19 protein-coding genes and 3 pseudogenes are annotated in these 23,495 nt (G+C 61.0%); 7 read left to right on the top strand and 15 right to left on the bottom strand.

Annotated features, from left to right (window positions below; all coding sequences use genetic code 11):
- Window positions 1-76: 76 nt before the first annotated feature.
- From glcF to AB4O41_RS04780, 4 genes and pseudogenes are all read right to left on the bottom strand, one after another.
- Window positions 77-1,295, bottom strand: a pseudogene (gene glcF, locus AB4O41_RS04795) (glycolate oxidase subunit GlcF).
- A gap of 1 nt (window position 1,296) precedes the next feature.
- Window positions 1,297-2,344 (bottom strand): annotated as a pseudogene (gene glcE / locus AB4O41_RS04790) (glycolate oxidase subunit GlcE).
- On the bottom strand, window positions 2,344-3,843 hold the full coding sequence (gene glcD / locus AB4O41_RS04785) for a glycolate oxidase subunit GlcD (RefSeq protein WP_123721115.1): 1,500 nt from the start codon (window positions 3,841-3,843) through the stop codon (window positions 2,344-2,346). The pseudogene glcE and the gene glcD overlap by 1 nt, the downstream one beginning before the upstream one ends.
- Before the next feature lie 52 nt (window positions 3,844-3,895).
- The gene (locus AB4O41_RS04780; RefSeq protein WP_460146504.1) at window positions 3,896-4,822 is read right to left on the bottom strand and encodes an alpha/beta fold hydrolase; all 927 of its coding nucleotides are present in this window, start codon (window positions 4,820-4,822) and stop codon (window positions 3,896-3,898) included.
- A gap of 207 nt (window positions 4,823-5,029) precedes the next feature.
- Between AB4O41_RS04780 and AB4O41_RS04775 the strand changes: the two genes are divergently transcribed.
- Both AB4O41_RS04775 and AB4O41_RS04770 read left to right on the top strand, forming a co-directional pair.
- The gene (locus tag AB4O41_RS04775; RefSeq protein ID WP_460146503.1) at window positions 5,030-6,103 is read left to right on the top strand and encodes a diguanylate cyclase; all 1,074 of its coding nucleotides are present in this window, start codon (window positions 5,030-5,032) and stop codon (window positions 6,101-6,103) included.
- Window positions 6,104-6,319: 216 nt separating this feature from the next.
- Entirely contained in the window at window positions 6,320-7,561 is a 1,242-nt protein-coding gene (locus AB4O41_RS04770) for a M20/M25/M40 family metallo-hydrolase (protein ID WP_460146502.1), read from the top strand.
- 332 nt (window positions 7,562-7,893) lie between these two features.
- Here the strand turns inward: AB4O41_RS04770 and AB4O41_RS04765 are convergent, their stop codons facing one another.
- The 8 genes from AB4O41_RS04765 to AB4O41_RS04730 form a co-directional block, all read right to left on the bottom strand.
- Window positions 7,894-8,763, bottom strand: coding sequence for an isocitrate lyase/PEP mutase family protein (locus tag AB4O41_RS04765; RefSeq protein ID WP_460146501.1), 870 nt, complete (start codon window positions 8,761-8,763; stop codon window positions 7,894-7,896).
- Between the two features lie 187 nt (window positions 8,764-8,950).
- A complete protein-coding gene (gene astA / locus AB4O41_RS04760; RefSeq protein ID WP_460146500.1) occupies window positions 8,951-9,985 on the bottom strand; it encodes an arginine N-succinyltransferase in 1,035 nt (344 codons plus the stop codon).
- Window positions 9,986-10,046: 61 nt separating this feature from the next.
- Window positions 10,047-11,063 (bottom strand): arginine N-succinyltransferase, encoded by a 1,017-nt coding sequence (locus AB4O41_RS04755; protein ID WP_460146499.1) that lies wholly within the window; start codon window positions 11,061-11,063, stop codon window positions 10,047-10,049.
- A gap of 119 nt (window positions 11,064-11,182) precedes the next feature.
- Window positions 11,183-12,532 (bottom strand): APC family permease, encoded by a 1,350-nt coding sequence (locus tag AB4O41_RS04750; RefSeq protein WP_305449222.1) that lies wholly within the window; start codon window positions 12,530-12,532, stop codon window positions 11,183-11,185.
- A gap of 57 nt (window positions 12,533-12,589) precedes the next feature.
- On the bottom strand, window positions 12,590-13,342 hold the full coding sequence (locus tag AB4O41_RS04745; protein WP_460146498.1) for an N-formylglutamate amidohydrolase: 753 nt from the start codon (window positions 13,340-13,342) through the stop codon (window positions 12,590-12,592).
- Window positions 13,326-14,657 carry a type I glutamate--ammonia ligase gene (locus AB4O41_RS04740; protein ID WP_460146497.1) on the bottom strand — a complete coding sequence of 444 codons (1,332 nt, stop codon included), beginning with the start codon at window positions 14,655-14,657 and terminating at the stop codon, window positions 13,326-13,328. The genes AB4O41_RS04745 and AB4O41_RS04740 overlap by 17 nt, the downstream gene beginning before the upstream one ends.
- Complete coding sequence (locus AB4O41_RS04735; RefSeq protein ID WP_460146496.1) at window positions 14,654-15,298, bottom strand: cysteine hydrolase family protein; 645 nt, start codon at window positions 15,296-15,298, stop codon at window positions 14,654-14,656. The genes AB4O41_RS04740 and AB4O41_RS04735 overlap by 4 nt, the downstream gene beginning before the upstream one ends.
- Before the next feature lie 2 nt (window positions 15,299-15,300).
- Window positions 15,301-16,155: a MurR/RpiR family transcriptional regulator gene (locus AB4O41_RS04730; RefSeq protein WP_460146495.1), complete on the bottom strand. Its 855-nt coding sequence runs from the start codon at window positions 16,153-16,155 to the stop codon at window positions 15,301-15,303.
- A gap of 341 nt (window positions 16,156-16,496) precedes the next feature.
- Between AB4O41_RS04730 and AB4O41_RS04725 the strand changes: the two genes are divergently transcribed.
- Entirely contained in the window at window positions 16,497-17,069 is a 573-nt protein-coding gene (locus AB4O41_RS04725) for a histidine phosphatase family protein (protein ID WP_460146494.1), read from the top strand.
- Window positions 17,069-17,824 carry a precorrin-6A synthase (deacetylating) gene (gene cobF / locus AB4O41_RS04720; protein WP_460146493.1) on the top strand — a complete coding sequence of 252 codons (756 nt, stop codon included), beginning with the start codon at window positions 17,069-17,071 and terminating at the stop codon, window positions 17,822-17,824. The genes AB4O41_RS04725 and cobF overlap by 1 nt, the downstream gene beginning before the upstream one ends.
- 181 nt (window positions 17,825-18,005) lie before the next feature.
- On the opposite strand, the pseudogene ftrA reads toward cobF, so the two are convergent.
- Window positions 18,006-18,979, bottom strand: a pseudogene (ftrA, locus tag AB4O41_RS04715) (transcriptional regulator FtrA).
- A gap of 101 nt (window positions 18,980-19,080) precedes the next feature.
- On the opposite strand from ftrA, the gene AB4O41_RS04710 reads away from it, so the two are divergent.
- Complete coding sequence (locus tag AB4O41_RS04710) at window positions 19,081-19,515, top strand: rhodanese-like domain-containing protein (RefSeq protein ID WP_460146492.1); 435 nt, start codon at window positions 19,081-19,083, stop codon at window positions 19,513-19,515.
- Between the two features lie 114 nt (window positions 19,516-19,629).
- Here the strand turns inward: AB4O41_RS04710 and AB4O41_RS04705 are convergent, their stop codons facing one another.
- On the bottom strand, window positions 19,630-20,271 hold the full coding sequence (locus AB4O41_RS04705) for a type 1 glutamine amidotransferase (protein WP_460146491.1): 642 nt from the start codon (window positions 20,269-20,271) through the stop codon (window positions 19,630-19,632).
- A gap of 281 nt (window positions 20,272-20,552) precedes the next feature.
- Between AB4O41_RS04705 and AB4O41_RS04700 the strand changes: the two genes are divergently transcribed.
- Window positions 20,553-21,269: an alpha/beta hydrolase gene (locus AB4O41_RS04700; protein ID WP_460146490.1), complete on the top strand. Its 717-nt coding sequence runs from the start codon at window positions 20,553-20,555 to the stop codon at window positions 21,267-21,269.
- An 11-nt stretch (window positions 21,270-21,280) separates the two neighbouring features.
- On the opposite strand, the gene AB4O41_RS04695 is transcribed toward AB4O41_RS04700, so the two are convergent.
- Entirely contained in the window at window positions 21,281-21,868 is a 588-nt protein-coding gene (locus tag AB4O41_RS04695) for a DcrB/PsbP domain-containing protein (protein WP_460146489.1), read from the bottom strand.
- Window positions 21,869-22,058: 190 nt separating this feature from the next.
- Here AB4O41_RS04695 and AB4O41_RS04690 point away from each other — a divergent pair, with 190 nt between their 5' ends.
- Window positions 22,059-23,378: an Nramp family divalent metal transporter gene (locus tag AB4O41_RS04690; protein WP_460146488.1), complete on the top strand. Its 1,320-nt coding sequence runs from the start codon at window positions 22,059-22,061 to the stop codon at window positions 23,376-23,378.
- Window positions 23,379-23,495 lie beyond the last annotated feature (117 nt).

The raw sequence follows: 23,495 nt of genomic DNA, 5'->3' as shown, positions 1-23,495 counted from the left end.
GAAGTTTCTGACGAACTTCATTCTGCCAAGGACTGTTCTTGCAACGCAGGCTGTTCTTGCAACGTAGGCTATTCGGTTATTGCAGCACTTGGTCGACCAGTTCGATCCAGTGCCTGACCGGCGTTCGTCCGGCGCTGTTGAGGTGGCTCTGACAGCCGATGTTGGCGGTGGCGATGACCTCGGGGTGGCCGCTTTCCAGGGCGTTGAGTTTGTTGTCGCGCAGTTGCCGGGCCAGTTCAGGTTGGGTGATCGAATAGGTGCCCGCCGAGCCGCAACACAAATGACTGTCGGGCACCGCTGTGAGATTGAAGCCCAACCGGGTCAGCACGGCCTCTACCGCGCCGCCGAGTTTCTGCGCGTGCTGCAAGGTGCAGGGGCAATGGAAGGCGATCCGCTGGTCGGTGGCTGCGCAAACCCGTTCCAAAGGTTCATCGGCCAGCACTTGCACCAGGTCCAGGGCCAGTTCGCTGACCCGCTGGGCTTTGGCCGCATAGATCGGGTCGCGCTCCAGCAGATGCCCGTAATCCTTGATGAAGGCGCCGCAGCCGCTCGCGGTTTGCACAATGGCTTCGGCGCCGTTTTCCAGGTGCGGCCACCAGGCGTCGATGTTGCGTCGGGCGCGGTCCAGGCCCATGGCTTGGGCGTCGAGGTGATAGTCGAGCGCGCCGCAGCAACCGGCGTCTGGTGCGGGAATCACGCTGATCCCCAGCCGATCCAGGACCCGCGCGGCCGCGGCATTGGTGTTCGGCGACAGACCAGGTTGCACGCAACCTTCGAGCATCAGCACCCGGCGAGCATGCCGAGGAGCAGGGCGCTCGCCTGCGGCGGGGAGGTCGTGGGGCAACTTCGCCTCGACGCCCCGTGGCAGCAACGGCCGGAATGTGGCGCCGATTTGCAGCAAAGTCCTGAACAGATTTGGATTCGGCGCCAGTGCCCGCAACCCTTGGCGCAACAGCCGCTGGCTGGCCGGGCGCGGCACCGCTTGATCGATCACGGCGCGGCCAATGTCTAGCAAATTGTGATAATCCACCCCGGACGGGCAGGTGGTTTCGCAGTTGCGGCAGGTCGAGGCAGCGATCCAGGTGCAACTGGGCTTTGGCCGTGGCGGGGGCGCCTTCGAGCACTTGCTTGATCAGGTAGATGCGCCCGCGCGGCCCGTCCAGTTCGTCGCCCAGCAGTTGGTAGGTCGGGCAGGTGGCGTTGCAGAACCCGCAATGCACACAGGTGCGCAGAATCTTGTCCGCTTCTTCGGCGCGGGGCAGTCGTTTGGACTGTTCGCTGAGATTGGTTTGCATGCTAAAGCTCCGCGTACATCCGGCCAGGGTTGAACAGCCCTTGCGGGTCCAGTTGCGCCTTGAGTTGCCGGTGATAGCGCAGCAGCGCCGGGGCCAGCGGCTGGAATGGCGTTTCGCTGACGCCATGGCTGAAACAGGTGGCGTGGCCGCCGAGTTCACGGGCTCGCGACTGAATGTTGTCAGCCGCGGATTTCAACCAGCGTTGCGCGCCGCCCCAGTCGATCAGTTGCTCACCGGGCAAGTCCAGAGGCCCGAGGTTGTTGGGTAATGACAAGCGCCACAGCGGCAGGCCCTCATTAAAAGTCTAGTCGTTGTTCGTTCAGGTCGGCCCAATAACCGGAGTCCAAGGGTTCGCCGCCGAGCCGTTGATGGGCGGCAGTCACCGAACCTTCGCCGCCTTCCAGCCGCAGATACAGACGCTGACCGTCGTGGCTGGCGGCGCTGATGGGCAGCGGTTGCTGGCCCCATTGCGCCAGATTGGCCAAGGCGCGGGCGCAGTCGATGTCCAGGCTGATGCTCAAGCATTGCCGGGGTTTGGGCAGCACTTTGAGCGAGACTTCGGTCAGCACGCCGAGGCAGCCATAACTGCCCACCATCAGGCGCGAGAGGTCGTAGCCCGCGACGTTTTTCATCACTTCACCGCCGAAGCGCAGGTGGGTGCCGAGGCCGCTGATCACCCGGGTGCCGAGGACAAAATCGCGCACCGAACCGGACCACGGGCGCCGAGGCCCGGACAGTCCCGCCGCGATCATCCCGCCAACAGTGGCGCCTTCGCCGAACGACGGCGGCTCGCAGGGCAGCATTTGCCCCGCTGCGTCCAGTGCGGCGAACAGTTCGCTCAGCGGCGTGCCGGCGCGAACGCTGATCACCAGCTCCGTCGGGTCGTAGCTGACGATGCCGCGATGGGCGCGGGTGTCGAGTATTTCTCCGGCCACTTCACGGCCGAGAAACGCCTTGGTGTTGCCGCCCTGAATGCGCAACGGCGTGGCGTTTTCCCGCGCCTGTTTGACCTGCTCAAGCAGGGCTTCACTGGCATCGAAGTCCGGCATCAGAAACGCTCCAACTCAGGGAACGGCAGTTGCCCGGCGTGGATGTGCATCGCGCCGAATTCCGCGCAGCGGTGCAGGGTCGGGATGTTTTTGCCGGGGTTGAGCAGGCCTTTTGGGTCGAACGCGGCTTTGACGGCGTGAAACAGCGTTAACTCGTCACTGTTGAATTGCGCACACATCTGATTGATTTTCTCCCGGCCGACGCCATGCTCGCCGGTAATGCTGCCGCCGACTTTCACGCACAGTTCGAGGATCTTGCCGCCGAGGGCTTCGGCCCGCTCCAGCTCGCCGGGCTGGTTGGCGTCGAACAGGATCAGCGGGTGCATATTGCCGTCGCCGGCATGGAAAACGTTGGCCACGCGCAAGCCATATTCTTGCGCCAGACTGGCGATGCCCTTGAGCACACCGGGCAATTCGCGGCGGGGGATGGTGCCGTCCATGCAGTAGTAATCCGGTGAGAGGCGGCCAATTGCCGGGAAGGCGTTCTTGCGCCCGGCCCAGAACCGCACGCGTTCGGCTTCATCTCGGGCTTGGCGTACCTCGCTGGCGCCGGCCTGTTGCAGCACCTCGCGGACTCGCTCGCAGTCGTCGTGGACATCGGCTTCGACACCGTCCAGTTCGCACAGCAGGATCGCCTCGGCGTCCACCGGGTAACCGGCGTGGATGAAATCTTCAGCGGCACGGATTGCCAGGTTGTCCATCATCTCCAGGCCACCGGGGATGATTCCGGCGGCAATGATCTCAGCCACTGCGCGACCGGCCTTTTCCACTGAATCGAAACTCGCCAGCAGGACTTTGGCGACTTGGGGTTTGGGCAGCAGTTTGACCGTGACTTCAGTGATGATTCCGAGCAAGCCTTCGGACCCGGTGAACAGAGCCAGCAGGTCGAATCCCGGCGCGTCCAGCGAATCGGCGCCGAGGGTCAGGTGTTCGCCTTCGAGGGTCAATACTTCGAGTTTCAGCAGGTTGTGCACGGTCAGGCCGTACTTGAGGCAATGCACACCCCCAGCGTTTTCCGCGACGTTGCCGCCGATGGAGCAGGCGATTTGTGAGGACGGGTCCGGCGCGTAATACAGACCGAAGGGCGCCGCCGCCTGGGAAATCGCCAGGTTACGCACCCCCGGCTGAACCCGTGCGGTGCGGGCGGCGGGGTCAATGTGCAGAATGTTGTTGAACCGCACCATCACCAACAGCACGCCTTTGTCCAACGGCAGCGCTCCTCCGGACAACCCGGTGCCGGCTCCGCGTGCCACCACCGGCACATTCCGGGCATGACAGAGCCTGAGCAGCGCCTGCACCTGTTCCAGTTGCCGGGGCAGGGCGACCAGCATCGGCGTGGTGCGATAGGCCGAAAGACCGTCGCATTCGTAGGGTTTTAGTTCTTCTTCGCGCCAGAGGATGTCCAGGTCCGGCACCTCCTGTTGCAAAGCCTTGAGTAACGCAGCCTTGTCGACATTGGGCAGAACACCGTCGATGCGTTCGTCGTAAAGAATGTTCATCGTTCACCACCAAGCCCAAAGGGGCTTGCCCCCTTCGCCACAGGGGATCTCATCAGTTTTTCCTTCCCAAAAACTCCTGGTACAACCGCGCCGTATTGGCCGGTTGCTCAACCATCGGCATATGGCCGACACCGTCCCAGATTTCTACCCGAAGATCGGCGATGCCCTTGCTCCAGACCGGTACGCTGCTGACGTCGATCAAACGGTCCTTGCGCCCCCACAGGAGCAGCGCCGGGCATTTGATGTCGGGCAGTTTCGGCTCCATCGGCGGGCTGGCGTGAAAGTCCCTGAAAATTTCTTCCAGCTCGTCGCGCTGCTGTTCATAGCGTTGGGCGACGGCGTCCAGCACGATCCCCGGCACCCATGGCGGTGAGGCCATCGTCATGGCGTAGAAATACTGGAACTCTTGCCGGGAATGAATCAAAAACGGGTTGTGGCCGCGGGCCAGGTGTCGCTCCATGTCGCTGGGCTCCGGGGCGGTGACGCCGGCCGGGTCGAGCAACGCCAGCGAGATGATGCGCTCGGGGTAGTTGGCCGCCAGCCACGCCGCGATATAACCGCCCATGGAGTTGCCGATTACATGTACCTTTTCGACCCCACAGATATCGAGCAACTGGATCAACCGTTTAGCCTGGACCGGAATGTCATAGCCACCGCCGGCCTTGAAGCCGGTTTCGCCATGCCCGGCGAGGTCAGGAATAATCACTCGGTAGTCGTCGACAAAATGCCGGGCGAAACGCAGCCAGATGTTCTTGTCGGCGCTGTAGCCGTGCAGCATCAGCACACTGCTGGAGGCTTCGTAAGGCCCGCCTTGCCAGGTCGAGACGGTCATTTCAGTGATCGGCACGACGATCTTGTGCAACCGGTACAGCCGGGCCTCCAGCGCCATGTTCAAGTCATAGAGGCAGTAACCGATGGCCGGGTAGCTCAACCAGCTCCAGGCCACGAAGACGGCGATAGTGACAACCAACAAAAGCATCAGGCTATTCCTTTGCAGTGATCAGGGCAGGTTGTTTATCGATCCCTCCCTTCATGTATAGACCAAACATTGGGCACTCAGCTCATGACGAGGCCGCGCTATTCAGACCGCCAACCGGTGATGGCTATTTGCCGTCGCCCTGATAGACTTCAAACACACTTTCACCCCGTGTGTTGTCAGGCTCCGTTCAGTGGTACAGAGGCCGCTATGGAAAATAAGGGAGGAAAGGGACTTTCACTGGCCAGGAGGCTTTATGGGTCGCGAATCCTGGGGCTGGCCCTTGGATTATTGTGCGTCGGCGCAGGAATGTATCCACTCGACCCGGCGCCTTGGGTCTGGGGGATGATGCTGCTCAACGGGCTGATCTGGCCGCATGTGGCCTATCAATGGGCGCGCCGGGCGAAAATTCCTTACCACGCCGAACACCGCAACATTTTGGTGGACGCGTTTCTCGGCGGTTTCTGGGTGGCCGCCATGCAGTTCAATCCGCTGCCCAGCGCGGCAACACTGTCGATGATGGCGATGCACAATGTGGCCATCGGCGGTTTGCGTTTTCTGTTGATGGGCGCCGTCGCGCAGATACTTGGGTTAGGCCTTGGGCTGCTGGTGTTCATGCCGGCTTTTGTCCCGCAAACCAGTCCGTTTCAGCTGTACGCCTGCTTGCCTTTGCTGTCGATTTATCCGATGTCCCTGGGCTGGATCTGCTTCCGTCAGGCCCATACTCTTGGCCGACACAAGCGCGAACTGTTGGCCCTGAGCCGCACCGACAGCCTGACTGGCCTGCTGAATCACGGTGCCTGGAAAGATCAGCTGGAAATTGAGTTTCAGCGTTGCCAACGCCAGCAGCAGGGCGGGGCGATTGCGCTAATCGACATCGACCACTTCAAAACCATCAATGACACCTACGGCCATGTCGCCGGGGACATTGTCCTGCGTCGCTTGAGCAAAATGCTCAAGCAGAACCTGCGGGCAGCGGATGTCGCCGGGCGCTATGGCGGCGATGAATTCTGCGTGCTGTTGCCGGACCTGCCGCTGGACCGCGCCGCCGTGGCGATGGATGCGCTGCGTGATCGTTTCGCCACATTGGGTTATGAGCAGAACCCCGCGCTGAAAGTCAGTTTGAGCATCGGTCTGGCGGCCTTCAACCCGGCCCACGACGACGCGACCCTGTGGCTCAACGACGCTGACCAGGCGCTCTACGAAGCCAAGACCACCGGCCGCAACCGCGTCATTTGCCACGGCGACGGTAAACCGCGTAAAGAGTTGCTCGACTCGGTCTGACCCCATCGCACAAATCCCCTGTGGGAGCGGGCTTGCTCGCGAAGACGGAGTGTCAGTCGACATCATCGTTGCCTGATACACCGCTTTCGCGAGCAAGCCCGCTCCCACAAGGGATGTGTTGTCAATCAGGTTGGTGTGGGTCGCATCCGGTGTAGAGCCTTGCGTCGTAGTCAGGTAGGGTATTTTCGACCCCCGACACGAAACAAGGATCGATTCATGACGTTCAAACGCTCTCGCTCCCTCCTGGCCACCAGCCTCGGCCTGACCCTCGCCCTCGGCGCCTTCACCCCCACAGCCTTCGCCGAACCCCATAAACAAGTCCTCGCCGATGCCGAACAGTACAAGGGTGAAGCCCTGAAACTGCTGGAACGGTTGGTGAACATTGATTCCGGTTCTGGCTATGAACCGGGTCTGACCCAGGTGAGTGACATCGCCATCGAGGAGTTGAAGAAGCTCGGTGCCACCATCGAACTCGTGCCCAACACTCCGGATAAGAGCAACCATGTACTGGCCACGCTCAAAGGCACCGGTAAGGCGAAAATCCTGCTGATGGCGCACATGGACACCGTGTTCAAGGAAGGCTCGGCCGCCGCGCGCCCGTTCCAGATCAAGGACGGCCGCGCTTATGGGCCGGGTGTGATGGACGACAAGGGCGGCATCGTCGCGGGCATCTATGCGCTGAAAGTCCTGAAAAACCTCGACTTCAAAGACTATGCGCAAATCACCTTTTTGCTCGACGCCAGCGAAGAAACCGGCTCGGACGTCGCCACCGACCTGATCAAGAAAACCGCCAAGGCCCACGACGTGACCCTCAACCTCGAACCAGGTCGCCCGGCGGATGGCCTAGTGGTGTGGCGCAAAGGCAGCGCCACCGCCATGGTCGAGGTCAAAGGCAAGGCATCTCACGCGGGCGTCGCACCGGAACTGGGGCGTAACGCGGCCATGGAAGCCGCGCACCAGATTCTGCAACTCGGCAAACTGGGTGATGCAGAAAAGAAAACCACCATCAACTTCACTGTGCTTAACGCTGGCGACCGCACCAACGTGATTCCGGATCAGGCCACCGCCAAGGCTGACGTGCGGGCAGCGGTGCCGGAAGAGTTCGACCGGATCGAAAAGGACCTGGCACGGGTTTCCAAGGACAAACTGATTCCCGAGACTGAAGTCACTACCACCCTTAAACGCGGCTTGCCGCCGATGCCGGAAACGGCGGAGTCGGATCGTTTGATGGCCATGGCCCAGGGGATTTACGGCGAAATCGGCCGCAAGCTGACGGAAGAAGGCAGCGGCGGGGCGGCGGATGCCAGCCTCTCGGCTGGTGTTGGCACGCCGACGCTGGACGGGTTCGGAGTTGTCGGCGGCAATATTCATACGCCAGAGGAATACGCCGAGGTCGAGAGCGTGGCGCCGAGGATTTATCTTCTGTCGCGGATGATTATGGAATTGACCAAAAAATAAGTCATACAGTCTCCAGATCTCGGGCGCAGCTCTCTGTGGCGAGGGGGCTGGTCGGAACGCCGCATCGCCCCGTTGGGGCGCGTAGCGGCCCCTGCATTCTTTCAGACCCACCGAGTCGCCTGGATTACGACTGCTGCGCAGCCGAACGGGGGCAAGCCCCCTCGCCATAGGGATTGGCGGTGGCCTGTCTCATCTGACGCTATCGCGAGCAGGCTCGCTCCCACATTTGATCGCTGGCGTACACAAATAATGTGTTCACAAAAATCCAGTGTGGGAGCGAGCCTGCTCGCGATGGCGTCATGTCGGTTCACGCCATCATTTCAGCCGAACCCTCACTCCTTGACGCTCATGTGTTCCTTCGCCCAACGAATGTAATCTTCAGGCTGCGTATAGGTGTGAGTCAGTTCAGTGGCACTCAGATCCGACGCCTGAGTGAAGATCTGCCGCTGTTCGCGCAGGCTGTCATAAGTTGCCTTGATCGCCGCGAAATAGGCGCCATGGCCGTCGATGGTGACGCGCACGCCCAGTTCGGCCAGGCGTTTATCGTCGCGCAGCAGCGGGTTGCCGTAGGTGACCAGCATCAGTGGCACACTCAAGTGCTCGGCGATTTGTTCGAGGTGGTCGAAGTCCCGCACGCCCACCATGCAAATCCCGTCGGCGCCGGCCTGTTGGTAATGCTGGGTGCGGCTGATGATTTCCTGGATCGACAGGATCCCCGCGTTGGTGCGGGCGATGATCGCCATTTCCGAGTCGACCCGCGCTTCCAGTGCCGCGCGAATCTTGCCAACGCCTTCGGCGACCGTGATCAGGTCGGTGGATTTGCGGCCGAATTGCGCCGGTAACAGGGTGTCTTCAATGGTCAGGGCGGCCACGCCGGCGCGTTCGAGCTCGACGATGGTGCGCATGACGTTGAGCGCATTGCCATAGCCGTGGTCGGCGTCGGCGATCACTGGCAATTGGGCCACGCGGCCGATGCGGGTCGCCTGCTCGGCGAACTCGCTCAGGGTGATCAAGGCAAAGTCGGGGGCGCCCAACACCTGCAACGACGCGACCGAACCACCGAGGATCCCCACTTCAAAACCCAAGTCAGCGGCAATGCGTGCCGACATGGGATCGAAGACCGACGCGGTGTGATAGCAGGCGTGGGAAGCGAACAGTTGGCGGAAATTATGGCGCAAATCTTGATGTGACAGCCTGGACATATGAGTTCCACCAATACAAAGGAATGGAAGGGCTTGAGCAAAAGTGTCAACGCCGAAGGAACAAAAGGCTATCACGTGGGCGGGTGAAGAATGATGACGAATTTGCCGGCCAAGGGATGCAAGATCAAAAGTCTGCGGCAGCTCCTACAGGATGTTCAATGATCGATGCGGCTGCGATCTGTTCTGATCACGCCGCCACCGCCTGCTGCTGGTGGTTGCGCAGCGGCACGGCGCGGACCGAGTTACCGGGTTGCAACTGCAGGCGTTTGGCGGTGAGCCGGTCGACGATCAGGCTGTTGCCGACCAGCCGCGCCTGGGCAGTGGTGATGCGGCAGTTTTCCAGGCGGCGGTTATGGATCAGCCATACCGGCGCCTGGTCGTCGGGCGTGCCGATGGCCAGCTCCAGGCGTTGGCTGTCACGCACCGTGCGGATTCTCGATACCGGGGCTTCGATCACCGGGCCTGCGTCGAAGATGTCGATGTAACCCTTATGGACAAACCCCTCGCTGGTGAGGATTTTCAGCGCAGGCTCCGTGTTCGGGTGCGGCTTGCCGATCACTGCTTGCGCCTGTTCGGTGAGCAGGCAGGTGTAGAGCGGTTGGCGTGGCATCAGTTCGGCGATAAAGGCTTTGCTGCCCAGCCCCGACAAATGATCGGCATGGCTGAAATCCATCTTGAAAAAATGCCGGCCCAGGCTGTCCCAGAACGGTGAGCAGCCTTGTTCGTCGGCGCTGCCGCGCAGTTCGGCAATGAGTATGTCGCCGAACAGGTGGGGGAATTCGGCAACGAACAGCAGGCGCCCCAGCGACAGCAATCGACCGTTACTGCCATGGCGTTGATCGTGTCGCAGAAACAGCGAACAGATTTCCGATTGGCCGGTCATTTCGTTGTTCAGGAACAACGTGGGGATCTGGCGCTGAATACCCAGGTCCGGTGACGAGCTGACGGTGAGTCCGACCCGGTAGTTATACCAGGGCTCCCGCAGGCCTACAGCCCCCACCAGGGCACTGACGCCGACCACTTGTTGATCGTCGTCTTCGAGCACGAACAGGTAATCGGCGTCCGCACGCTCGACCTGTTCGGCAAAGGTGCGCTGAGACCAGCGCACTCGGTGGGCCAAGCGTTCCTCATTGGCCGGCAGGGTGGTGACCCCGGGTGCGGCCCGTTGCACCAAATCCAGCAAGGCGGGCAGGTCGGTGACTTGAACCGGGCGGACAATCATGATGCAGCTCCTTCTTCGCGCCTGTTCGGGCGTTGTCGTTGGGCATGGGGCCGGTGGCGGCTCACAGGGCGATCAACCGGATCGCACTGGCGTCGGTCACATTCAGGGCCGCACACATTTCGGCGCTCAACGTCACAGGTTGCCCGGCTCGATAGTCGAGCTCGGCGACGATGGCGCGATAACCCTTCAACGAATCGTTGCTCACCAGGTAGTTGCCACGGGCGTCGATGGCTGAGCCTGGATGCACCGTACCGGTCTGGCTTTGGGCGATGGAGCGAATGTTCGAGGTGCGTGCGTACAACGTCGGGCCACCGTCGAACAGGTCGATGTAGCTGTTGGTCTCGAAGCCTTCGCGTTCAAGAATGTCGAAGGCCTCCTGACCGTCGGGATGAATCCGGCCGATGCATTCCTGCGCAGCCGGGGGCAGCATCGGCACGTAGATCGGGTATTGCGGCATCAGTTCGGCGAGAAATGTCCGGCTCTGCAGGCCGCAAAGCCGCTCGGCCTCGACGTAGGGCAGGTCGAAGAAATGCTTGCCCAGTGCATCCCAGAACGGTGACTGGCCCTGTTCGTCGCTGTAGCCAACGATTTCGGTGATCACCGCTTCGGCAAAGCGCGCCGTGTGTGCGGCGATGAACAGCAGCCGCGCCCGGGACAGCAATTCGGAAAACCGCGTGCGTTCCAGCGCTGTGTCTATATGGAAACCGCGCAGCAACGTATGACCACTGAGGTCGTGGCACAACGACAGCGCCGGCACCCCGTGCTCGATGTTCAGCTCCCGTGAGGCACTGGTGAAATGGCGGTTGCGCAAACTGTAGAACGGCTGGTTGAACCCTGCGGTGGCGAGGATTTCCGAGCAGCCGACCAGACGGCGAGTCGTGAGATTTTCCAGCACGAAGAAGTAATTCTCCGGGCCAGGCCCCTGTACGTCTTTCTCGAACGAAGCGCAGGAGTCGAGAATTTTCTCGCGCAGGCGTTCGGTGTCGTCCGGCAAGGACGTGACCCCCACCAGACTGTCGCGCGCCAGTTGCTGCAACTGGGCCAGGTCGGTTAACTCCACTGGGCGTAAGACCAGCATGGATGTACTCCTGTATCAAAGGGTTCGGCGATTTGCACCGAACCTGACTATCACTGTCGGTTTCCACGCGTTAAATCGGCAGTCGCCTGAATTCATGTCAGACGCTGCTCTTTTTCTTGTCAGCCATTGCTTGGGTCGGGTAGGACCGTGCTGGCACCCAGTTTGTTGAGGAAGAATAGATAGACCAGCCCCAGGGCAATCCAGATCAGGCCGAGTTTCTGTGCATCGACGCCCATGTTGTACATGATGGCCGCGACGATGATGAAGCCGATCACCGGGCAGAGCAGGTGACGAATCACCTGGCCGGACTTCTGCCGACGCCAGTAATAGTTGATTACGGTCAGGTGCAGCAACATAAAGCCGCTCAGGGCACCGAAGTTCACCAGGGAGGTGAGGGTGTCCACCGAGTTGATGAACAGGTAGCAGATCACCAGCGACAGCGCCGCCACCAGATAGATACTCACATACGGCGTGTTGTGTTTCGGATGCACCTTGGCCAGTACTTTCGGCAGCTTGCCATCCCGCGCCATGCCGAACAGCAGGCGCGAAACCGCCGCTTGCGAGGTGATCGCGACCGCGACGCCCCACGCCAGGGCGGTGGCCACGGCAGTCAGGGTTGCCAGCCAGCTGCCGGCAGCGATTTCGGCGATTTCATAGAACGCAGTGTCGGCGGACTTGAAGCCCAGTCCGGCGGCCAGATCCGTGGCAATCCAGGTCTGCACGACGAAGATCACGCCCATCACCAGCAATGTGATCAGCGCAGCCTTGCCGACACTACGACCCGGGTCGCCCTTGATTTCTTCGGCGAGGGTGGAAATCGCATCGAAACCGAGGAACGACAGCACGGCGATCGACACCGCTTGCATCAGCAGGGCGAAATTGAACGTCTCGGGGTTATACAGCGGCGCCAGCGTCAGCTCGCCGTTACCGCCGCCGTTGTGCAGGGCATTCCAGGCATAAAACAGGAAGATCCCCAGCACCACCAGTTGCGCCAGTAGAAAGACGATGTTCATCCGCGCGGTGAAGGTGATACCCCGCAGGTTGACGAAGGTGGCGCTGACCAGAAAGGCCAGGATGAAGCCGACTTTCGGGATGTCCGGGTACAAATGATTCAGCGCCATCGCCGCGTAGACGTAGAGCAGTGGCGGAATCAGCAAATAATCGAGCAGCATCAACCAACCGGCGATAAACCCGACATGCGGGTTGAGGCCGCGTTGCGCGTAGGAATACACCGAGCCCGCAATCGGAAAGGCCCGGGCCATGCTGCCGTAACTGAGGGCGGTGAACAACATCGCCACCATGCCGATGATGTAGGCCAGCGGCACCATCCCCGGGGCTTCGGCGTTGACGTAACCATAAACCCCGAACGGGGCGATGGGGATCATGAAGATCATCCCGTACACCACCAGGTCCGTCAGCGAGAGGCTGCGTTTCAACTCTTGCTTGTAGCCGAACTCTTCTATTTCCATGAAGCCCTTCTCCTTGATTTGAAAGCAGCTGCACGCTGCGAGTTTGAAGCTATTGCTCTACAGCAGTGGCGCCAGATAGTCGGTCCAGCGACCGATGTTTTCGGGCGTGCGCAGCAGATCGTTGCGTACCTCGATCAACACCGACTCAAGCCCTCGTGCATCGCCGTGAACCGGCACGGTCATATCACCCCGCGGATCGACTTTGTACGGCTGATTACCGGCAACTTTCAAGGGATGCCGGCTCAGCCCGTCGATCACTTTCTGGGCGTACTCCCCGGCTTGTCCGTACAACACGCCGACTTCCAGCGACCGTGGCTGGCCGTAATAGATCGGCGTGAAACTGTGAATCCCCACCACTCGAACCGGACGACCTTGCGCCACACGGGCGTCGATCAAGGTTTGCAGGCGTGTATGAAACGGCTTGAACAGGCAGTGCCGGCGATAGTCGCGGGTGGCCTCGTCCAGATCCCGATTGCCCGGCACCTGATAAATCTCGCTCTGCAACGCAATGCTGTCCGGCGCATGGCGCGGGCGGTTGAGGTCGATCAACAGCCGTGAATAGTTGGCTGCCAACAGAGTGGCGCCCAGTGCTTCGGACAAGCCCTCGGCCAGCGCCAGGGCGCCGATGTCCCAGGCGATGTGTTCGCGGGCGGCTTCATGGCTCAAGCCCAGGTCATTCAACTCGGCCGGGATAAAACGACTGGCATGTTCACACACCAGAATCAGCGGGTGCTCGGAGGCTTCCCGGCTCAGGGTGTACGCAGGCTGGGTATAGAGCCCCCGTTCGGCGGACTCAGTACAGGCGCGCATAGTGCTCACAAAGATCGGCGGGCGAGAGCTGTTCCGTCAGCGTCAGCTCCTCGGTTTTAACAGCGAAGTAAGTGTCCAGTAACGCACTCGGCAGGGCTTCGATCAGCGCCTCACTATTGCGCAGGCAATCCAGGGCCTGGGACAGGGACGCGGGCAGGGCGACGATGCCGCGAGCCTGGCGTTGCTCTTCGTTCAGAGAATCGGGGACTTCATCGGTGATCGCGTTCAGAGCCAAGCGCTGCTCGATGCCCAGGCGCCCGGCGATCAGCAACGCGGCCATGGCCAGATGCGGCGAGGCGGTGGCGTCCATGGCGCGAAATTCCAGGTTGTACTGCGCCGCCACGGCTTTGCCGCCCAGGCTCACGGTCGGGCAAATCCGCAGCGCCGCTTCGCGGTTGCGTTGGCCGAGGCAGGCGTAGGAAGCGCTCCAGTGATGGGGCTGCAAGCGCTGATAGGAAACTGGCGTCGGCGCGGTAAAGGCGCAGAGTGCAGGCAAATAATGCAAAACGCCGGCGGCCCAATGCTGCCCGAGGGTCGACAGGCCGTTGGTGGTGCCGGCGTCGTACAGCACCGGGTGGCCGGCCAGATCCTGCAGGCTCACGTGTAAATGCACGCCATTGCACACCGCCTGCTCGGAGGTCTTGGGGGCGAAACTCAGGTCCAGGCCCATTTGCCGAGCGATCTCACGGGTGATCTCACGCACGTTCACCGCGCGGTCGGCGGCGGCGACGCCGAGGGCCGGGCGGCAGGTGATTTCGTATTGGTGCTTGCCGTATTCCGGCAGGAACATCTCCGGCTCCACACCGCCGGCACGCAGTGCGCTGAGCAACCAGCCGCCGAATTCGGCGCCTTGGCGCTGTGCCTCAAGAGAAAACGCCAAATGCTCAGCCACGCCGCTGCCGAGGTTGAATTCATGTTCGAACGCGGCGTTGATCTGCAGTCCCAATTCGTCGCGATAACGCGCCACCTCGTTGCGCAACAGCGTACGCGGGCAGGCGCCCCACGGGCGGCCATCGGTTTCGCGAATGTCGCCGTGAATGAAGTCCAGCGCCGGGGCATTGGCGTCCGGGCCGTTGTTGACTGTCACGTGGCTACTCAAGTCGGGGATCAGCCGCAAGTCTCCATAAGCGCCCCATGGATTGCTGGAGGCGATGATGTCTTGCGGGGTCAGGGCGCTGTTGGCCGGCACCCAGCCGCAGCCCGCCACTTGATAGGCATCGAGTTCGTCGGCGGGAAAGGAACGGCCGCGCGTCACGCCAATCAGGTCGGTGGTGACGATCGTGGTCATCGGCAGTGGCGAGAGGCGAGCGCTCATGGCTGCATCTCCCGTAACCGTCCGAGCACGGTCTGGGTGTCGGTGATCCAGCAGTAGCCCTTGATGGCGTTCAGACAGGCGTGATGCCGTTGTTCGGTGTAGGTGGCGCAGGCATCTTCGACCAGCGTCACCAGGTAACCGCGGTCGGCGGCGTCACGCATGGCCATGTCGACGCACTGGTCGGTGACAATGCCGGCGATGATCAGGTGCCGGGTTTCAAGGTTGCGCAGCACGTAGTCGATGTTGGTGGAGTTGAAGACCCCGGAAGAGGTCTTGGGCAACACGATTTCGTTTTCGATCGGCGTCAGGTCATCGATGATTTGCGCGTGCGGGCTGCCCTTGGGCAGGTGCATGTCCGAGAGTTTGTGGTCCAGCGAGCGGTCGCGACCGTCGGCAGTGAGGCTTTCGATGAGCGTGTGCAGCACGTTTTGCCGTGCTTCGCGAAAGGCACTGAGCAACCGGCGTTGATTGGGCACCACCTGCATGTGGGCACGGGTCAGAAAATATTCGGCATCCGCTCCGTTGAGGTGCGGGTCGAACTGCGGCTCAAGCCAGGCACGCTGCATGTCCACCAGCAACAATGCGGTATGGTCGGTGGTGAACGGCAAGTCGCGGGGCGAGTGGTGGGGGAGCATGAACATCCTTATTTATCCTCCAGCAGGTGAGTGTCGAAGTCGGTCCGCAGGGCATCGATGCCTTCCAGGCGATCGGCCAGATCGGGGCTGCGCAGGGACAAGCAGGCAACCAGTGCTTCAACCTGGGCCAGCGCCGGAACCATCGAGTCGAAGGCCGACGCCGATTCCACCGGTGCGCTGATGATCAGGTCGGCCATTTCTCGCAGCGGGGACGCGTAGGTATCGGTGAACAGAACGACCCGCGCATGTCGGCCTTTAGCGGCATTGGCGACCCGCAGGGCCTGGGACTGATAGCGGCGATAGTCGAACACCAGCACCACGTCCTGACGTTGCACGTCAAACAATCGGTCCGGCAATTGCGCGTTGTCTTCCAGGACTAAACAGCCGGGCCGCAGCAGGCGCAGATGGTTGAGCAAATAGTTGGCGAGGAAACTGCTGAATCGGCCGCCGAAGCAATGGACCTGATGGCGTGTGTCGAGCAGCCATTCGATCAGAATGCGTACATCTTCGGGTTGGGTCAGCGCCTGGGTGTCGGCCAGTGCCCGATGGCTGTCCGCCAGATAATGGCTCCAGGGGTCATCTTTCTTGAGATGAGCGCGGGGTTGCAACAGGGTACGGGGAGAGCGCAGGCGGTCATCCATGTCGCGGAGCAAGGCCTCCTGAAACTCGGCATGACCGCTGAAACCAAGCTTCTTCACCAGCCGCACGATGGTCGGATCGCTGACACCGGCATGTTCGGCCAGACGTGACATGGGGCCCAGTCCGTTACGTGGATACTGGTCCAGCAAGGCTCGTATGACTTTGCGTTCCGATGGGGTGAAGTCCAGGCCGGGATCGGTGATCAGGTCTCTGAGAGAGGGCATCCGGGCTCCTGCTGGATGGGTGTGTCGGTTTCATTTCATAAACTGCTAAAACAGTATTTATGTAACGTGTACTACATGTCTAGTGAATTATTGTGTGGATTTTAAACGCTCAAAAATGGGGCGAAAACCCTGTGCGCCGCGGGCTACGCGGATGTCGACTACCTTTGTAGGACATTGCCCGTAGAGGTGTCAGAGATCGCTACTTATCGGGGATAAAATGAGCTCGCCAAGCCGATCGACTGCTTGAAACGAAGCGCCCTGGATCGCGCTTCTTGCGGCACAATGGGCCGATTATTCGTGGCATCGTGCCGTTCTCCATCCCATCGACAGAGTGATCTTCCGTGCAGGCGACCCGCTTGACCCTGATGTGCCACGCTCGAACCGTCGCACAAAAATTGGCGTGTTTTCCTACGAATGAGCCATTGGAAATGGATTGGCAATCGGCGAAGGGTTCGCGTTGCCGCCAGTTCAAGGGCACACCTCGTTTGCTCTGTGGCCCGGAACTGCGAACCCGGCAAACCGCTGAGCTGTTTAGCGACGATGTGGAGATTGTCGCGGCCTTGGGGGATTGCGATTTCGGACGCTGGAAAGGCACGTCGATCGACGACCTGCAAATAACCGAACCCGAGACGCTCCAGGCCTGGCTCAATGACCCGACCTCGGCGCCTCACGGTGGAGAGTCGGTGACGCAACTCGGTGAGCGGGTGGCTGCGTGGTTGAATAGCCTTGAGGCAACGCCGGGGCATGTCGTTGCCGTCACCCATCCTTTTGTCATCCGCGCCGCATTGATGCAGGTGCTGCAGGGCGCGGCGTTCAACCAGATCGACGTCGAACCGTTGTCAGCCATCGAGTTGCGGTTCAACGGTCGCTGGCGGCTACGCTTGATGGGCACGGACTCTGAGGGAGCACGTTGATGAAAAAACTTCTGGTCATCGGTGTCGGCGCCGGCAACCCCGACTACATCACCATGCAGGCGGTGAAGGCGCTGAACCGCGTCGATGTGTTTTTCCTCATGGACAAGGGCCAGAGCAAAGACAAACTGATCGACCTGCGCCGCGAGATCTGTGAGCGCTACATCACCGATCGCGACTACCGCTTCGTCGAAGCCCATAGTCCTGAGCGGGAGCGCGGGGATGTGGACTACAAGGCCAGCGTCGAAGATCTGAACCGCGCCAAGCAGCAGACCTTCGAGCGGTTGATCAGTGAGGAAATGACCGATGACCAGTGCGGCGGTTTTCTGGTGTGGGGCGATCCAGCGTTGTACGACAGCACCATTCGGATTCTGCAGGCGATTCTGGCGTCGGGCCGGTGTGTGTTCGAGTTCGAGGTGATCCCCGGGATCACCAGCGTGCAGGCGTTGGCGGCGCAACATAAGGTGCCGCTGAATCGCATCGGTCGCTCGATTGAAATCACCACTGGCCGGCGGTTGGCGGCGGGGCAGGTGAGTGACGCCGACAGCGTGGTGGTGATGCTGGATGCGCAAGATGCTTACCATCACGTGGCCGATCAGGAGACAGAGATTTACTGGGGGGCCTACCTGGGGACGCCGGATGAAATCCTGATCAGTGGCAAGCTCAAGGATGTCGCGAATGAGATTGAACGGGTGCGCAAGGCGGCGCGGCTGGCGCATGGGTGGATTATGGATACCTATCTGTTGCGCAAGTCTTGAGGTAATGGGTGTCTGAGGCGGCGCCTTCGCGGGCAAGCCCGCTCCCACAGTGGATCTCTATTGAGCACAACATTTGTGTACGACGCCTTCGCGGGCAAGCCTTGCTCCTACAATGGTCTTGTGGTCACCACAGATCTAATGTGGGAGCGAGCCTGCTCGCGATGGGGCCCTCAATAACACTTCAAAAAATCGCCTTTACCTCACGCCCAAACCGCTCCCGATACACCGACGGCGGCACACCGACCACGCTGCGAAACGCCACCCGGAAGCTTTCCACCGAACGATAACCGCAGTGCTGGGCAATCTGCTCGGTGTGCTGGCGGGTACTCTCCAGCAGTTCGCGGGCCCGGGCCAGACGCTCATGTTGCAACCATGCCTTGGGCGGCAAGCCGCTGGCTTCGGTGAACCGCCGCAGGAACGTGCGCTCACTCATGGCCGCCTCGCTGGCGAGGTCGCGAACTTCCAGCGGTTCGTGCAGACGTTCCCGCGCCCATTGCATGACGCGCGACAGATCGCTGCGTGGCGTCGGGCTGACCGGTGACGGAATGAACTGCGCCTGGCCGCCAGTGCGTTGCGGCGACATCACCAACCGCCGCGCCACCGAGTTGGCCACCTGAGTGCCAAAATCCCGCGCGACCAGGTGCAGGCAGGCATCGATGCCCGCGGCGCTGCCGGCCGAAGTGATCAATTGGCCCGAATCGACATAAAGCACGTCCGGGTCCACCTGAATGTCCGGAAAACGTTTGGCCAGTTCAGCGGTATAGCGCCAATGCGTCGTGGCGCCGTGACCATCGAGCAAACCGGTGGCCGCCAACACGAATACCCCCGAACAGATCGATAGCAATCGCGCCCCCGGGCATGGGCCTGACGCAGGGCGGCGAGCAACGGTTCAGGCACCGCCGCGCTGCGGTCGCGCCATCCAGGGATGATGATGGTCCGGGCCTCTTCAAGCAGTTCCATCCCGCCGTCGGCCAGCACCTGAATGCCACCCATGGCACGCATCGGCCCTTGGTCGACGGCGACGATACGGTGCTCATACCAAGGGAAATCGAACTCTGGCCGCGCCAGGCCGAAGATCTCCACGGCGATGCCGAATTCGAAAGTGCAGAGGCCGTCGTAGGCCAGAATCGCGACCAATCCAGGGGTGGGCTGCATTTGGCGGAAAATTCCCGGTGAGTGTCTTGTGCGCCACTGTAGCGACAAGCGCGGAGCAGATAAAGTCTTCCCACACCTATCGAGACTTTGGAGTACAGCCCATGCCCAGCCTGGTTCGCGAAATTCCCGCAGCCCCATCTGCCATTGCCCTGATGCATTTCAGCAACCGTCTGACCTTCGAGACCGATTGTTCCGACGTCTATGGCAGCCAACAGGCCGGCGAGATGGATTTTGTTCTGGTCGACGTGCGCGGACCGTTGGCGTTCGAACGCGGACATGTGCCGGGCGCGATCAACATCCCGGGCCGACTGATCACGGCTGACGGCTTGGCGGGTTATTCGAAGTCCACGCTGTTCGTGGTCTATTGCGCAGGGCCCCACTGCAACGGCGCCAACAAGGCCGCGGTGAAATTGGCGGCGCTGGGTTACCCGGTCAAGGAGATGATTGGCGGGGTGACGGGGTGGCTGGATGAGGGGTTTGAATTGAGTGTTGTGGTGCAACAGCCGGTCAGTACCGTGATCGGCTGCGAATGTTGATGTAGCCGAAAAGATCGCAGGCTTCGCCAGCTCCTACATTGACCGAGTACACCGGTGAAATTACGGCTGTACGTTCCCTGGAGCTGCCGAAGGCTGCGATCTTTTGATCTTGATTCAAACCGCTGTCCGCGCCGCCCACCACTGGTCAAGCGTCACCTGCAACCAGCCAAACACGGCTGTATAGGCGGCGCTGTCCTGTGGCCCCCGAGGCAACGGCGATTCCTCGGCAAAGTGCTCATTGAGGGTCGCCACCGATTCAGCATTCCACTCCGGATGGAACTGCAACCCCAGCCGCGCCGCGCCGATGCGATACATCTGCTGCTCACACACGTCACTGCTGGCCAGCAATTGCGCATCCGCCGGTAGATCGATCGCGTCTTCGTGCCATTCCAGCACCTTCAGCCTCTGGCCATCCGCAAAGGTCACAGTCGTCCAGCCAGTTTCGGGGTAAGCCATCCGCCGCACATTGCCCCCCAGACTCAGCGCCAGCAATTGCGCGCCCAGACAAATCGCAAACACCGGCGCATCCTGATCCAGACTACCCGCCAGCCACTGACGCTCCGCTTCCAGCCACGTCGGCCCGGCATTGGATTCATAAGGCCCGCCCAACAGGATCACCGGTGTCGCACTCACCGGCGGCAACTGGCCGAGGTCGGCGCGAAACACGTTCAGCGCAATGCCACGGGCTCGGGCCCATTCGGCAATGGCGCCAGGACCTTCGGCAGGATGATGCTGGATCAGGTTCAACGCGGGCATCACGCTTCTCTTCCGGGAATGGGTTGGCAGGGCCAATGTGCCGCAAAAAAAGCTTCATCGCCAGCGCGACTGTTCAATCGGATCACACCCGAAATCTTGCGGGGACACTGTTGATGCGGTGGCCACTTTTTTATGCTTTCTAATCAGGCCGCGATTTCATGGGAGCAGGCTTGCTCGCGAAGACGGCCTGCGAAGCGGCGAAGATGCCAGGGTCATCATCGACATACCGCCTCACAGTGTTAGGCTTTGCCCCGAATCCTGCGCGCTGTGAAGGAAGATTTATGTTGAAGTTACTTGCTCTGCTCACGCTCCTGGCGTCCACCGCCGTCCACGCTCAAACCCCGCTGCACACCGATCTGCCGCTCAAGTATCTGGAGCAGGCCGACGCTGAATCCCGTAACCAACCCCTGGTGATTTTCCTGCACGGTTATGGCAGTAACGAACAGGACCTGTTCGACATCAAGGATGAGTTGCCGCCGCAGTACAACTACCTGTCGGTGCGGGCGCCGATGACGTTGGAGGAGGGCAGTTACCAGTGGTTTCGCCAGAAAGGTGAGGGCGCCTATGACGGCGAGACGGACGACCTGAAGGCCAGCGGGCAGGTGCTGAGGGATTTTGTCGCACAAGCGGCGAAGAAATATCACACCGAAGCGGACAAGGTATTCCTGGTGGGTTTCAGCCAGGGCGCGATGATGTCCTACGAGGTCGCGTTGCGTCATCCCGAGGCGGTAGGCGGGATTGCGGCGTTGAGCGGGCGCATCTTGCCGGTGCTCAGGGCCGAGCTCAAACCGGATGAAAAACGCCAGCAGCTGGCGATTTTCATCGGTCATGGTACCGCCGACAAACTCCTGCCCTACAACGACGGTACTGATGCCGACAGCCTGTTACAGCGCCTGTCACTCAAGCCCGAATTTCACGCCTATCCGGGTGTCGGCCACAGCATCAGCGCCACCGAGGTGCAGGATTTGAGCGCCTGGTTGCAGCGCCTCAATCCCTGAATCGTTCGGGTTTATTTGCCGCTGATGATTTGTTTCACCAGCGTATCGTGGCCGGTTTTGTCGTTGGGGCGGGAAATGATCTGAACGATGGCCATGCGCGTGCCGGAAGCGGCCATCAGCGTGCTGTCCAGTGTCATGCCGCCGCCCTGGGTGGCGGTGCTGTCGAGCTGCCGAAGGCCCAGGCCCGTGCCTTTCTGGGTCAGGCTTTTTTCGCTGGTTTTGTTGAAATCCGGCAAGGCGTTGCGTTGCTCGGTGGCGAACGCGGACACGGTGGCGTCAAGGAACTCACCGTCGTTGTCCTTGACGTTGGCGCCGCCGGGGATGGTGTTTTCAGCGGCGATCACCACGGTTTTGGTGGTCTGGTTGGTATACATCGTGCCAGTCGCCCCGGCAGTGCCGGTGGCCGCATCGCCGGCCGGCAGCGGGTTGGCGATGAAACCCTTGGGCAGGGTAAATTTGAACTTGCCGCCGAGCATCGAGACTTTCTGGGTCGGCGCTTTGTCGCTGGCAGTGGCCTTCGCCGCCTGCGCATTCAAGGCACCCAGGCTGGCAGCCGCCGCCAGCAGCAGGACAACGGCTTTTTTACTCAACAATGACATTCAAACTCTCCGAGGGATGATCCGCGCTTTGATGGCGATCATCCCACGGATCGCGATCTGTAGCAGCTGCCGCAACCTGCGTTTGTTGTAGCAGCAGTCGAACTCGCGAGGCTGCGTTCGGCTGCAGCGTCTACTCCGGAATGCGCGAAACGTCTAAGCTGCGCGCTTCCACCTGTTAACGGATGTTTGCGTGAAATTCAGTTTGCCCAAAGTCGGCACTGCGCCGTTTTGCCCACCGGAAGTGGCCGGCACTGTTGCCGTTGATCCGAGTGCGTCTTTCTTCAAACGCGTCCTGCGCTTTGCCGGCCCCGGTTTGCTGGTGTCCATCGGCTACATGGACCCGGGCAATTGGGCCACGGCCATCGAGTCCGGTTCACGGTTTGGCTACAGCCTGTTGTTCGTGGTGTTGCTGGCGAGCCTGGCGGGAATGGTGGTGCAGTGTTTGTGTTCGCGTCTGGGCATTGCCACCGGGCGTGACCTGGCGCAACTGTCCCGCGAACGCTACAGCACGCGAACCGCACGGACCCAATGGTTGCTGGCGGAAATTTCGATCATCGCCACCGACCTCGCCGAAGTGCTTGGCTGCGCGCTGGCGTTCCACTTGTTGTTGGGCTGTTCACTGACATTTGGCATCGCGCTCACAGCGTTCGACACGCTGCTGGTATTGGCACTGCAGAACCGCGGCTTTCGCCGGCTGGAGGCGATCATGCTGGTGCTGGTGGGCACCATCGGTGCATGTTTCTTCGTCGAGCTGTTGCTGATCAAACCTTACTGGCCGGACGTCGCCCGTGGTTTTACACCGTCACTTTCGGCTATTGGTGATGCCGCGCCGTTGTACCTGGCCATCGGTATTCTCGGGGCCACGGTGATGCCGCATAACCTCTATCTGCACACCTCAATCGTGCAGACCCGGATGATCGGCAAGGATCTGGCCAGCAAGCAAGACGCGGTGAAACTGGCGCGCATCGACACCATCGGCTCTCTGGCCTTGGCGCTGCTGGTCAACGCGGCGATCCTGATTCTCGCCGCGGCGGCCTTCTACAAAACCGGACACACCGACGTGGTGGACATTCAGGATGCCTATCACTTGCTCGACCCGTTGGTGGGCGGAGCGTTGGCCAGTGTGCTGTTCGGCGTGGCGTTGCTGGCGTCAGGACAGAGCTCGACCTTCACCGGCACCATTGCGGGCCAGGTGATCATGGAAGGCTACCTGAACCTGCGACTGCCTTGCTGGCAACGGCGGTTGATCACTCGCGGGCTGGCGCTGATCCCGGCGTTCATCGGTGTCTGGCTGATGGGCGACGGGGCGATCGGCAAACTGCTGGTGTTGAGCCAGGTGGTACTCAGCCTGCAACTGCCATTCGCGTTGTATCCGTTGATTCGCATGACCAACGATCAAAAACTCATGGGGCCGTTTGTGAATCGACTGCCGACACGGGTGTTGGCGTGGGGGTTGTTTGTGGTGATCAGTGGGGCGAACAGCTGGTTGATTCTGCAGTTTGTTGTCTGACTCGGGAGGGGTGTTTCCTGGTCGGGCCTCTTCGCGAGCAAGCCCGCTCCCACATTGGAACTGCGCCGATCACAAAATTTGTGATCAACCCCGATCAACTGTGGGAGCGGGCTTGCT

The organism is Pseudomonas sp. S2_A02 (genome assembly GCF_054668495.1).
This window is presented reverse-complemented; position numbering and strand designations above follow the sequence as displayed.